This is a genomic window from Streptomyces sp. NBC_00223 (assembly GCF_036199905.1).
Lineage (GTDB): Bacteria > Actinomycetota > Actinomycetes > Streptomycetales > Streptomycetaceae > Actinacidiphila.
In genome coordinates this window covers 2,744,483-2,756,765 of sequence record NZ_CP108109.1, presented here as the reverse complement: position 1 = coordinate 2,756,765, position 12,283 = coordinate 2,744,483, and the positions used below count along the sequence as shown (strand labels likewise).

The following is a 12,283-nucleotide window of genomic DNA, read 5'->3' as shown; positions in this document are numbered from 1 at the left end:
GGTCGGCGCATGCCTACGCTCTCCCGCCGGTCCGTGACCCTCGCCGTGTGCGCGGCGGTCGTGGCCGCCCTCCTGGCCGTGGCCGCGTTCGCGCCGCTGCCGGTGTCGATCGTCGTACCGGGTCCGACCACGAACGTGCTCGGCGCGGACAAGGGCACCGAGATCATCACGGTCGACGGCGTGCCGGTGCGTCCCACCAGCGGGCAGCTGCGAATGGTCACCATCAGCGCGACCTCCCCGGACACGGCGGTGCACTTCACGGACGTACTGCGGGCCTGGTTCAAGAAGAACCAGGCCGCGATGCCGCGCGACTCCGTCTACCCCAGCGGCGGTTCGGTGCAGGACATCCAGAAGGCCAACGAGAAGGAGATGACCGACTCGCAGGAGGCGGCCACCTCGGCCGCGCTCAAGCACCTGGGCCTGTCGCCGTCCAAGGTCAAGGTCACCCTCCGGCTCGCCGACGTCGGCGGCCCGAGCGCGGGTCTGCTCTTCACCCTCGGCATCATCGACAAGATCGACGGCGACGGCCACGGCGGCGACCTCACGGGCGGCCGGACGATCGCGGGCACCGGCACGATAGACGCCTCCGGCAAGGTCGGCGCGGTCGGCGGGGTGCCGCTCAAGGAGCAGGCGGCCCGGCGCGACGGCGCCACCGTCTTCCTCGTCCCGCGCGGCGAGTGCCGGGACGCCGAGGCCGAACTGCCCAAGGGGCTGAAGCTGATCCCGGTGCAGACCCTGGACGGCGCCCTGTCGGCCCTGTCCGCCGTGCGCGAGGGCCGCCCGACCCCGACCTGCTGAGCGCCGGGGCCGTACCGGCTCCTTTACGCCTCCACGGCCGCCTCCGTACGCGCCGCGGGCGCCTCCGCGGGCACCTCCGGCCAGTGCCGGAACGCGGGCAGCACCAGCGGGCTGAGCGTCGTCAGCAGATACAGCGCGCTGACCGTGACCATCCCGGCGGTCAGTCCCGCGTACTGGACCAGGTAGCCCGCGAACAGCCCGCCCATCGGCACCGCCACCAGCACCCCCGAGGTGACCGCGCCGAACACCCGGCTGCGCAGCCGCTCCGGGACCAGCCGCACCATCTCCGTGCCGATGATCGGATTGAGGACGCCCGCGGCCAGCCCGCACACCGCGCAGGTGACGATCAGCGGCGTCAGCCCGGGTACCAGGGCGGCGACCGCCGTACGGGGGAATCCGCAGACGAGGAAGGCGCCGATGTACAGGCCGCGGCGCGGCAGCCGGTGGCCGGCGATCCCGTACAGCAGCGAGCCGGCCAGCGCCGCGCCCGCCATGGTGCCGGAGACCAGGCCGAGGCCCACCGAACCGCCCAGGTGCTCACGGGCGTCCACCGGCAGCAGCACCGCCGACCACGCCTGGTCCAGCGCGTTGGTCACCATCACCATCACGACCACCGCGAACAGCAGCCGGGCGCCGACCAGATAGGCGTACCCCTCGCGGAGCTGGGCGACATAGCCGTCCGGCGACGCGTCCTTCGGCGCGGGCGCCGGCCGTACCCCGTCCCGCACCCCGAGGCCGATCAGCAGCGCCGAGACCGCGAAGGTCGCCGCGTCCAGCAGCAGGACGTTCGTGGCGCCGATCGTCGCGATCAGCACACCGGCCAGCGGCGCCCCGAGCATCCTGGCGCCGCGCGAGGCGCTTTCGTAGGCGCTCGACGCCCGTGTGATCGTGGTCCCGGCCCGTTCCGCGAGACGGGGCATCAGCACCTCGCGGGCGGTCTCCCCGGGCGCGTGGAAGAGCCCGGCGACGGCGACGAGCCCGAGCAGCGCGCCGTACGGCAGACCCACCGTCAGATGCAGCACCGGTACGGCCGCGACGGCGAGCGCGCAGACGGCGTCGGACGCGACGCTGCTCACCGCGTAGCCGAGCCGGTCGATCAGCGGGCCGCCGAGCAGCGCGGAGAGCACCACCGGCAGGGTCGAGGCGAAGGCGACCAGACCCGCGCGGGCCGGGCTGCCGGTGGTCTGGAGGACGAACCACGGGACGGCGACGACCGTGAGCATGCTGCCCGCGACGGAGACGACGTTCGCGGTGAGCAGCACGCCCAGCGGGCGCCGGTCCCGGGCGGGCGGCGGTGGTATCGCGGCCGGTGCGGTGCGCATAGGGCGGTTTCCCCCGTCGGAAAGGCGTGCGGGTGTGCACGCGGGTGTGCGCGGATGTGCGCGGCAAGATGTAGGGACGTACGGGTGTACGGGTAGGTAGGTCGGCCGGTCAGTCGGCGCGGCGCGGAAAGGCCTGGAACTGGAAGCGGACCATGGCGGTGTCCGTGTCTGTGGCCGCGGCCGTGCTCCCGTCCGTGCCGGTGCTCGCGTCCGCGTCCGTGCCCGGCTCCGGGGACGTGGACGGTTCCCGGCCGGCCGGCCCGGCGTCCCGGTAGGACTCGATCAGCTCGTGCACCCGCTCGATCAGCTCGCCGGCCACCTCGGGGGACAGTCGGAGGGCGAAGTCGCTGAGGTCCCACGTCTTCTGCCATGCCTCCGGCCATTCGCGCATGGTGCCGAGCCAGGTGCTCACCTGCTCGGCGTTCACGGCGGCGCGCTCGTACATGAAGGTGTTCATCGCGCCGCGGACCGCCGGGTCCGGGTGGTGCAGGAACTCCTCGACGCTGTCGAAGCGGGTGCCGCGGTGGGCGGCCTTCCACCACCGCTCGCGGGCGGTGCCGCGGCCCGGGTCGTCCTCGACGAAGCCGTGGGCGGCGAGCTGCCGCAGGTGGTAGCTGGTGGCGCCGCTGGACTCGCCCAGCCGGTCGGCGAGTCCGGAGGCGGTGGCGGGTCCGTACTCGCGCAGCGCCGAGAGCAGTCGCATGCGCAGCGGGTGGGCGAGTCCGCGCAGCGAACGCGGATCGAGGGGGCGGACGTCGTCCGCGGGATTCTCGGGCACGGGAGGCAGCGTATGAATGCAAAGACCTCATTGCAAGGGTTTGTTTGCAACTGGTTCTTTGCACTGTCGGCGGGCGCCCGGCGGCCGGCCCGGACCGAGCCGACCGACAGTCAACCCGCGCGGATGAAGCCCTCCTTGACCAACCAGTCCTTGGCCACGTCACGCGGGTCCCGGCCGCCGACGTCGACCTCGGCGTTCAGCTTCCGGGCCACCGCCGTGGTGAGCCTCGCGCTGATCGGGTCCAGCAGGGCGGCGATGGCCGGGTACTTCTCGGCCGTCTTCGCGTAGACGACCGGCGCCGCGTTGTAGTGGGGGAAGAAGCCCCGGTCGTCCTTCATGACGGTCAGCCGCATCGACGAGATCCGGCCGTCGGTGGTGTACACCTCGCCCAGCAGACAGGAGTTGTTCTTGCCGACCTGGGTGTAGATGATCCCGGCGTCCATCTTCTGGATACGGCCGGCCGGGATCTTCATGCCGTACGCCTTGAGCATCCCGGGCAGGCCGTCCTGGCGGGAGGCGAACTCGTTCTCGACGCACAGAGTGACGGCCTTGGGGTCCTTTTCGGCCAGGGCGGCGACGTCGGAGAGCGTTCTGAGGTGGTAACGGGCCTCGTTGGGCGCGCTGATCGCCAGCGAGTAGGTGTTGTCGAGCGTGGACGGCGGCAGCCAGGTCAGTCCGTTCCGCACGTCCTCGTCCCGGACGGCCCGCCACTGGGCACGCGGGCTCTGGATCGGGGTGGTGCGGCCGAGGTAGGTGATCCACGCGGTGCCGGTGTACTCGTACATCACGTCCGCCTGCCCGGACTTGACGGCTTCGCGGGCGCCGATCGAGCCGGTGATGTTGGTGCGGTCCAGGACGGAGGCGCCCGCGGCCTTGAAGACGAGCCCGATCATCTCGCCCAGGACGATGTTCTCGCTGAAGTTCTTCGAGGTGATCACCAGTGAGGCGCCCTTGAGCGGCTTGCCCCGGCCGATCGAGCCCGGCCGTACCTCGTCCGCCAGGGGGCTGCCGCTGGTCAGTCCGCAGGCCGCGGGCGACACCAGCAGGGCCACCCCGGCGAGCAGCGCGGCGGCCGTACGGAGCCGTCGCCGCCTGAACGCGCCCCCACGCGGAGCGATCGCGCCCCCGCGCCGCCCGCCCGCGCCCCCGCGTGGGCCGCTCACGCCGTCGCCGCCAGGCCGCGCGGCCGCATCAGCGCCTCCGCGAGCGAGGCCAGCCAGTCCACGAACAGCGCCAGCGCCACCGTCAGGACCGAGCCGAGCACCAGTACGGGCATGCGCTGGGTGACGATCCCCGAGGTGATCAGATCGCCGAGCCCGCCGCCGCCCCCGAAGGTGGCCAGCGTCGCGGTGCCGACGTTCAGCACCAGCGCGGTCCGCACCCCGGCCAGGATCAGCGGTACGGCCAGCGGCAGTTCGACCTTCCCCAGCACCCCGCGCCCGGACATGCCGATACCGCGCGCGGCCTCCACCAGGTCCGGGTCGATCGCCCGCAGCCCGGCCACCGTGTTCGACAGCACCGGCAGCACCGCGTACGCCACCATGCCGACGATCGCCGTCCGCGCGCCGATGCCCAGCCAGATCACCAGCAGCGCCAGCAGACCGATCGCCGGGGCGGCCTGGCCGATGTTGGCGAGCCCGGTCACCAGCGGCGAGGCCGCGCGCAGCCGCCGCCGGGTCAGCGCGATGCCCAGCGGGATCGCGATCAGCAGCACCCAGAAGGTGGAGATCGCGGTGAGCCTGACGTGCTGCCAGAGCCGCAGTCGGACATTGCCGTTGTCGAGCGCGTTGTGCTCGATGGCGTCGAGGGGGATGTGGGTGATCCACAGGTACGTGGCCAGCAGGGCGGCGGCCAGCACGGCCGGGGTGCACACCAGCTTCTGCCAGGTGATCCCGCGCTCGGGCCGCTCGTCCCGGTCCCGGCCCCGGTCCTGCCGCTCCCGGCCCTGATCGCCGCCGAGTCCGATGCCGAGGTCGGAGCCGAGTCCGGTGACGAGATCGGCGTCGAGGCCGCCGTCCCGTACGACTCCCAGATCGCCCGGCGGCGGGTCCGCGCTCATGAGCCGGACTCCCCGTCCGCCGCGCCCTCCCGCTCGGTGGGCGCGGGACGCCCCTCGATCGCGTTCAGCTCCTGCCGGTGCTCCCGCGCGATCAGCCGGTCGGCCTCCAGCATCTCCCGTACGGAACGCATCAGCGTCTCCATGTCCACCACGCCGACGAACTCCCCGCTCGGACCGGTCACCGCGACCCTTCCCCGGCCCTCGGCGGCGGGACCGCCGACCCCGGAGGTCAGCACCGCCTCCAGCGCGTCGCGCAGCGTCGCGTCCCCGGTCACCGTGCCGGCCACCGGGGTGCCGGCCCGGTCCGGCGACCCCTTGGACCGCATCAGGTCGCCGCGCCGCAGCCACTTGTACGGGCGCCGCAGCCGGTCGAGCAGCAGCAGTTCGTTGTACTGGAGGCTGCGCAGCCGGTCCAGGACGGACTGCGCCGGCTCGTCCATGGTCACCGAGGGGAAGTCGGCGATCTCCACCTCCCGTACCAGCGTGAGGTTCAGCCGTTTCAGGGCCGCGCCCGCGCCGACGAAGCCGGCGACGAAATCGTCGGCGGGGTCGGTGAGGATGGCCTCCGGGGTGTCGAACTGCGCGATGTGCGACTGCTCGCGCAGCACCGCGATACGGTCGCCGAGCTTGATCGCCTCGTCGAAGTGGTGCGTGACGAAGACGACGGTCTTGTGCAACTCGCGCTGGAGACGGATGAGTTCGTCCTGGAGGTGGTCGCGGGTGATCGGGTCGACCGCGCCGAAGGGCTCGTCCATCAGCAGCACCGGCGGGTCCGCGGCCAGCGCCCGCGCCACCCCGACGCGCTGCTGCTGACCGCCGGACAGCTGCCGGGGGTAGCGGTCGTGGAACTCCCCTGCGTCCAGACCCACGAGGTCGAGCATCTCCTCCACCCGGGCCTTGACCCGGGATCTGCCCCAGCCGGTCATCCTCGGCACCAGGGCGATGTTCTCGGCGACCGTCATGTGCGGGAAGAGCCCGGAGGACTGGATCGCGTAGCCGATCTTGCGGCGCAGCCGCACCGGGTCGATACGGGTCACGTCCTCGCCGTCGATCATGATCCGCCCGGACGTGGGCTCGATCAGCCGGTTGATCATCTTCAGGGTGGTGGACTTGCCGCAGCCCGAGGGCCCGACGAGGACCACCGTCTCACCGGCCCCGATCTCCATCGTGACGCCGTCCACGGCGGGCTCCGCGCTGCCCGGGTAGCGCTTGGTCAGGGCCTCGAGCGAGATGGTCGCGCCCGTCCGCGGACCGGCCGCGTGGGAACCGCCGGCCCCACCGGACCGCCCGGGTCCCGGGGCTCCCTCTCGTGGGAACGGTTCCTCAGCCACGGCTCCCCCTCGGGATCGTCAGCCGGCCGATCAGCACATAGGCCGCGTCGAAGAGCAGCGCGAGCACGATGATCCCGAGCGTGCCCGCCAGCACCTCGTTGAGCGCGTTGGCGCTGCCCAGCGAGGCGATCCCGCGGAAGATCTCATTGCCCAGCCCGGGGCCCGAGGCGTACGCCGCCACCGCCGCGATGCCCATCAGCATCTGCGTGGAGACCCGGATGCCGGCCAGGATCGGCGGCCAGGCCAGCGGCAGTTCCACCCGCAGCAGCCGGGCCGCCCGTGACATGCCGAGCCCCTTGGCGGTCTCGACCAGTGAGGCGTCCACCCCGCGCAGTCCGACGATCGCGTTGCGGACGACCGGCAGCAGCCCGTACAGCGTCAGGGCCGTCACGGTCGGCGGCACCCCCAGGCCGAGCACCGGGATCAGCAGACCGATCAGGGCGAGGGAGGGGATCGTGAGGATCGAGACGGTCGAGGTGACGGCGAGATTCCCGGCCCAGTCGCTGCGGTAGGTGACCACGCCGATCACCACGCCGATGAGGGTGGCCAGCACCATGCACTGGAAGACGGCGCTGGCGTGCTGATACGTGTCGGCCAGCAGCTGCTGGTGCCGGCTGGAGAGGTACTGCCAGAAACTCACCGCCGGCCGCCTCCTCCTCCGTACCGCGCACGCCTCGTGCCGCGCGTGCTCCGGACCGCCCGTGCTCCGTACCGCCCATGCTCCGTACCGCGCGGGGCTCCCGCCGTCGTCCGGCGGTCTAGGTGTCCCGCGCCGCCTGCTCCACCAGCGGGATCATCCGCAGCGGCACCGGGTTCTCCATGACGATCGCCGTGGAGGCCCGGACAATGCCATCAAAGCCGACAACCCGGTCGATCACCCGCTGGAGATCGGCGTTGGAGCGGGCGACCAGCCGGCACAGCATGTCGCCCTGCCCGGTCGTGGTGTGCAGCTCCAGCACCTCCGGCACGGTGGTCAAGTGCGCCCGTACGTCCGCGCCTTGGCCCTGCTTGATCTCCAGGGTGGCGAACGCGGTCACCGGGTAGCCGAGCGCCGCCGGGTCCACCTGGGGGCCGAAGCCGCGGATCACCCCGTTGGCCCTCAGCCGGTCGAGTCGCGCCTGCACGGTGCCGCGGGCCACACCCAGCCGCCGGGACGCCTCCAGCACCCCGATCCTCGGCTCCCGGTCCAGCAGCGTGATCAGCCGGCCGTCCAACCCGTCTATTCCGCCCGTTCCCATGCCCCGCCCGCCTTCCATGGTCATCCTGCACAGATTGACCTGTCGATCGTGGCGTGTGCTGGGCAGGGTGTCCAGTGAAATCGGGAACTATTGCGCACTCTGGGCGGCGGCGGGACGCTTTTGCCATGACTGAGACCAAGGACGCCTTCCCGGTGAAGGGCATGGACGCCGTCGTCTTCGCGGTGGGCAACGCGAAGCAGGCGGCGCACTACTACTCGACCGCGTTCGGAATGCGCCGCGTCGCGTACTCCGGGCCGGAGAACGGCAGCCGAGAGACCGCCTCCTACGTCCTGGAGTCGGGCGGCGCGCGCTTCGTCTTCACCTCCGTCATCAAACCCGCCACCGACCGGGGCCGCCTGCTGGCCGAGCACGTGGCCGCGCACGGCGACGGCGTGGTCGACCTGGCCATCGAGGTCCCCGACGCGCGCGCCGCCTACGCGTACGCGGTCGAGCACGGCGCCACCGGCCTGGAGGAGCCGTACGAGCTCAAGGACGAGCACGGCACGGTCGTGCTCGCGGCCATCGCCACCTACGGCGAGACCCGGCACACCCTGGTCGACCGCACCGGCTACGACGGGCCCTACCTGCCCGGTTACACGGCCGTCGAGCCGGTCGTCGAGCCGCCCGCCCGCCGGTTCTTCCAGGCGATCGACCACTGCGTCGGCAATGTCGAACTCGGCCGGATGGACGAGTGGGTGACCTTCTACAACCAGGTCATGGGCTTCACCAACATGAAGGAATTCGTGGGCGACGACATCGCCACCGAGTACTCCGCGCTGATGTCCAAGGTCGTCGCCGACGGCACCCTCAAGGTCAAGTTCCCGCTCAACGAGCCGGCCGCGGGCAAGAAGAAGTCCCAGATCGACGAGTATCTGGAGTTCTACGGCGGCCCCGGGGTGCAGCACATCGCGCTCGCCACGAACGACATCGTGGCCTCCGTCAAGGCGATGCGGGCGGCGGGCGTGGAGTTCCTCGACACCCCCGACTCGTACTACGACACGCTGGGGGAGTGGGTCGGCGACACGAGGGTGCCGCTGGAGGAACTGCGCGAGCTGAAGATCCTCGCGGATCGGGACGAGGACGGGTATCTGCTGCAGATCTTCACGAAGCCGGTGCAGGACCGGCCGACGGTCTTCTTCGAGATGATCGAGCGTCATGGGTCGCTCGGGTTCGGCAAGGGGAATTTCAAGGCGCTCTTCGAGGCGATCGAGCGTGAGCAGGAACGCCGGGGCAATCTCTGAGGGTCCCTCCGGGCTGCCCCTGGACGCCGGTTCCGGGACCACCCGCCGCTGGTGGGCTTGTCGCGCAGTTCCTCGCGCCCCTAATGGGGCGCGAGGACTCGCCGTTGGGGCGTCCCCGTGTGCAAAAGTATCCGCATGCGTGAGGATGTGAGGGCTGAGCTGCTCGCGGGCCTGCCCGCCGAGGCCATCGTGACCGATCCGGACGTCGTGGCGTCCTACGCCCGGGACATGGCGAGCTTCTCGGAAGCGGGCACCGCGGCCGTGGTGGTACGGCCGCGCACCGTGGAAGAGGTCCAGCACGTGATGCGGACGGCCACGAAGTTCCGCGTGCCGGTCGTCCCGCAGGGCGCCCTCACGGGACTGTCGGGCGCCGCCAACGCCGTCGACGGCTGTGTCGTGCTGTCCCTGACGGCCATGGACCGCATTCTGGAGATCGACCCGGTGGACCGGATCGCGGTCGTCGAACCCGGCGTCGTCAACGCCGTGCTCTCCCGCGCGGTGGCCGAGCAGGGGCTCTCCTACCCGCCGGATCCGTCCAGTTGGGAGCAGTGCACGATCGGCGGCAACATCGGTACGGGCGCGGGCGGCCTGTGCTGTGTGAAGTACGGCGTCACGGCCGAGTACGTCCTCGGCCTTGAGGTCGTGCTCGCCGACGGGCGTCTGCTGACCACCGGGCGGCGTACCGCCAAGGGTGTGGCGGGCTACGACCTGACGCGGCTGTTCGTCGGCTCCGAGGGCACGCTCGGCGTCGTGGTGAAGGCCGTGCTCGCGCTGCGGCCGGCGCCTCCCCGTCAGCTGGCGCTGGTCGCGGAGTTCCCCTCGACGGCGGCGGCCGGGGCGGCCGTGTCCGCGATCATGGCGAGCGGGCATGTGCCCTCGCTGCTGGAGCTGATGGACGGCACCACGGTCCGCGCGGTCAACGCGATGGCCAACATGGGGCTGCCCGAGACCACCGAGGCGCTGCTGCTCGCCGCCTTCGACACCCCGGACCCGGCGGCCGACCTGGCCGCGCTCGGGAAGCTGTGCACGGCGTCCGGCGCCACCGAGGTGGTGCCCGCGGAGGACGAGGCCGAGTCCGAACTGCTGCTCCAGGCACGGCGGATGGCCCTCACCGCGCTGGAGCGGGTGTCCACCGCCATGATGATCGACGACGTGTGCGTCCCGCGTACCCGGCTCAGCGACATGCTCGACGGCGTGGCGGCCGTCGCGCGCAAGTACGACCTGACGATCGGGGTGTGCGCGCACGCGGGCGACGGCAACACCCACCCCGTGGTGTGCTTCGACGCGCGCGACCCGGACGAGACCCGGAGGGCCCGGGAGTCCTTCGACGAGATCATGGCCCTCGGCCTCGCGCTCGGCGGCACCATCACCGGTGAGCACGGCGTGGGCCTGCTCAAGAAGGAGTGGCTGGCCCGCGAACTGGGCCCGGTCGGTGTGGAGTTGCAGCGCGGGCTGAAGGCGGTCTTCGACCCGCTGGGGCTGCTCAATCCGGGCAAGGTGTTCTGACCCGCCGGTCCGGTACGGCACGCGGGTCCGCCCACGGGCGGGCGTAAGGCGCCGGCGTGGGCCGCGGGAGGGCGTACCGGTCCGGCCGCGCTACGCACCGGTGTCCGGCGTGTCGTCCTTGCCCGACCAGTGGTCGCGCAGCCACAGCTCGTCCCCGGCGGCGGGGGCGAGCAGCCGGCTGAGCCCGTCGTCCATGCCGAGCTGCTCGTGCTCGGTGCCGGGCGGGACGACCCGCAGGGTGCGTTCCAGCCAGGCGGCGACCGGCGAGGACGCCGCTTCGAGCAGCGCGTCGCCGTCGGGGGAGCTGAGCGCCAGACAGATCACACCGCGGCCGTTGACCTTGGTCGGCCAGATCCGCACATCACCGTGGCCGCACGGCCTGAACACCCCCTCGACGATGAGTTCACGGGCGAACGTCCAGTTCACGGGCGCGTCCGAGCCCACATGGAAGGTGACGTGCACGGCGTACGGGTCGTCCGTGCGGTAGGCCAGCCTGGCCGGTACCGGAATGCTCCGTTCCGGCGACAGGACGAGCTGCATTTCGAGTTCACGTTCCACCACGGTCTGCATGTGTCGACGTCCTTTCCTTGGCGCGGTGTCCCCTGTCGGCGGGTTGCGCGATCGGGACCTGCACCTGGAAGAGAGCGCGTGCCACCCCAACCATTACGCGGATTCCCGGGATTGGGTTCAAATTTTCCGAACCTTGGGCAAGCGGCGGCGCAGGGGGGTAAAGACGAGTCAACGAGGGTGGTGCGGACCACGACGGACCCGAGGGGTCCGCCGTTCTGGTAGATGTGGACGTCATACACCCCCCGGCCGAGCAGATACGGAACCTGTGAACCATGAGCGCACCCACTTCTGGCTCCTCCGGTTCTTCGTCCTCCGCGTCCCCGGTCCCGGGCTATTACCCGGACCCGTCGATCCCGAACTACATCCGCTACTGGAACGGCTCGTCCTGGGTACCGGGTACGAGTCGGCCCGCGCCCGGGGTGGACGCCGCGGCGCAGGGCGCACCCGTGCCCGCGCAGGGCGGCCCCGCGCGGGAGCGGGCGGTGGACGAGTCGGGGCCGATGTTCATGGACGAGGACCCGGCCGCGCCGGTGGCCGAACTCGGGCCCGCCGCACCCCCGGTGGCCCCCGTCTGGCCGGCCCCGGCCGAGCCCGCGGCCGGTCTGCCGCGTATCTCCTGGGGCACTCCGGCCGCGCGGGAGCCCGCCGCGCCGGGACCGGGAGCGCCGGGCGGGCCGTTCACCGCGCAGCCGCAGCCGCAGCCGCAGCCGGACCCGCGGGCCGTACCGCCGCAGGCGGGCCCGTACGGTGAGCCCGCCCCGCCCGTGCGGCCCGCCTCTCCGGTGCGGCCGGCGGCGCCCGTACAGCCGACCCCGCCGGCGCGGTCCGGGGGATGGGCGGGGCGGGTGCAGGAGCTGGCGCGGGACGAGCCGGTCGTGCCGTGGCGGCCCCCCGTCGCCGACCCCTTCGCCGGCGCGCGGCAGCAGGAGCGGCCGGGCGGGCTGGTACGGCGGTTCGCCGCGCGGGTGATCGACACCGTCGTGGCGGCCGCGGTGGTCGGCGCCGCCGCCGTACCGCTGGGCACGGCCGCCTACCACCACGCCAAGGACAAGGTGGACCGGGCCAGGCTGACCGGTGAGACGGTCAAGGTGTGGCTGATCGACGGCACCACGGGCGCCCAGCTCGGCGCGGTGCTCGTCGTCGCGGTCCTCGTCGGGCTGCTGCTCGAAGTGCTGCCCACCGTCAAGTGGGGCCGCACGCTGGGCAAGAAGCTGGTCGGGCTGCGGGTGCTGGACATCGAGGCGCAGCTGCCGCCGGCCTTCGGCGCGAGCCTGCGCCGCTGGCTGACGCGCTCCGTGCTGGATGTGCTGGCGGTCGGTGTGGTCGGGGTGGCCTGGTGTCTGTTCGACCGGCCGTGGAAGCAGTGCTGGCACGACAAGGCGGCCCGTACGTTCGTCGCGGGCGACTGAGCGGACCCGTGCCCGGCCGCGCGGACCGGCA

General features: G+C 72.2%; 12 protein-coding genes. 4 read left to right on the top strand and 8 right to left on the bottom strand.

What is annotated here, in order from left to right; genetic code table 11:
* Positions 1–9: 9 nt before the first annotated feature.
* Positions 10–798 carry a S16 family serine protease gene (locus OHA30_RS11525; protein ID WP_328913727.1) on the top strand — a complete coding sequence of 263 codons (789 nt, stop codon included), beginning with the start codon at positions 10–12 and terminating at the stop codon, positions 796–798.
* Positions 799–821: 23 nt separating this feature from the next.
* Here OHA30_RS11525 and OHA30_RS11520 read toward each other — a convergent pair whose 3' ends face one another.
* The 7 genes from OHA30_RS11520 to OHA30_RS11490 form a co-directional block, all read right to left on the bottom strand.
* Positions 822–2,120, bottom strand: a complete 1,299-nt coding sequence (locus tag OHA30_RS11520; protein WP_328913726.1) for an MFS transporter — start codon at positions 2,118–2,120, stop codon at positions 822–824.
* A gap of 109 nt (positions 2,121–2,229) precedes the next feature.
* Positions 2,230–2,898, bottom strand: coding sequence for a winged helix-turn-helix domain-containing protein (locus OHA30_RS11515; RefSeq protein ID WP_328913725.1), 669 nt, complete (start codon positions 2,896–2,898; stop codon positions 2,230–2,232).
* Between the two features lie 110 nt (positions 2,899–3,008).
* A complete protein-coding gene (locus OHA30_RS11510) occupies positions 3,009–4,016 on the bottom strand; it encodes a glycine betaine ABC transporter substrate-binding protein (protein WP_405786119.1) in 1,008 nt (335 codons plus the stop codon).
* Positions 4,017–4,057: 41 nt separating this feature from the next.
* Positions 4,058–4,957: an ABC transporter permease gene (locus OHA30_RS11505; protein ID WP_328913724.1), complete on the bottom strand. Its 900-nt coding sequence runs from the start codon at positions 4,955–4,957 to the stop codon at positions 4,058–4,060.
* Positions 4,954–6,288, bottom strand: a complete 1,335-nt coding sequence (locus tag OHA30_RS11500; RefSeq protein WP_405785612.1) for an ABC transporter ATP-binding protein — start codon at positions 6,286–6,288, stop codon at positions 4,954–4,956. The genes OHA30_RS11505 and OHA30_RS11500 overlap by 4 nt, the downstream gene beginning before the upstream one ends.
* Complete coding sequence (locus OHA30_RS11495) at positions 6,281–6,928, bottom strand: ABC transporter permease (RefSeq protein ID WP_328913723.1); 648 nt, start codon at positions 6,926–6,928, stop codon at positions 6,281–6,283. Before OHA30_RS11495 ends, OHA30_RS11500 begins: the two co-directional genes overlap by 8 nt.
* A 118-nt stretch (positions 6,929–7,046) precedes the next feature.
* Entirely contained in the window at positions 7,047–7,550 is a 504-nt protein-coding gene (locus OHA30_RS11490) for an Lrp/AsnC family transcriptional regulator (RefSeq protein ID WP_328913722.1), read from the bottom strand.
* Between the two features lie 101 nt (positions 7,551–7,651).
* Here OHA30_RS11490 and hppD point away from each other — a divergent pair, with 101 nt between their 5' ends.
* Positions 7,652–8,767 carry a 4-hydroxyphenylpyruvate dioxygenase gene (gene hppD, locus OHA30_RS11485; RefSeq protein WP_328913721.1) on the top strand — a complete coding sequence of 372 codons (1,116 nt, stop codon included), beginning with the start codon at positions 7,652–7,654 and terminating at the stop codon, positions 8,765–8,767.
* A gap of 135 nt (positions 8,768–8,902) precedes the next feature.
* Positions 8,903–10,273 (top strand): FAD-binding oxidoreductase, encoded by a 1,371-nt coding sequence (locus OHA30_RS11480; RefSeq protein WP_328913720.1) that lies wholly within the window; start codon positions 8,903–8,905, stop codon positions 10,271–10,273.
* A 90-nt stretch (positions 10,274–10,363) separates the two neighbouring features.
* Here the strand turns inward: OHA30_RS11480 and OHA30_RS11475 are convergent, their stop codons facing one another.
* Positions 10,364–10,843 (bottom strand): SsgA family sporulation/cell division regulator, encoded by a 480-nt coding sequence (locus OHA30_RS11475; RefSeq protein ID WP_328913719.1) that lies wholly within the window; start codon positions 10,841–10,843, stop codon positions 10,364–10,366.
* A 272-nt stretch (positions 10,844–11,115) separates the two neighbouring features.
* Here OHA30_RS11475 and OHA30_RS11470 point away from each other — a divergent pair, with 272 nt between their 5' ends.
* Positions 11,116–12,252, top strand: a complete 1,137-nt coding sequence (locus tag OHA30_RS11470; protein ID WP_328913718.1) for an RDD family protein — start codon at positions 11,116–11,118, stop codon at positions 12,250–12,252.
* Positions 12,253–12,283 lie beyond the last annotated feature (31 nt).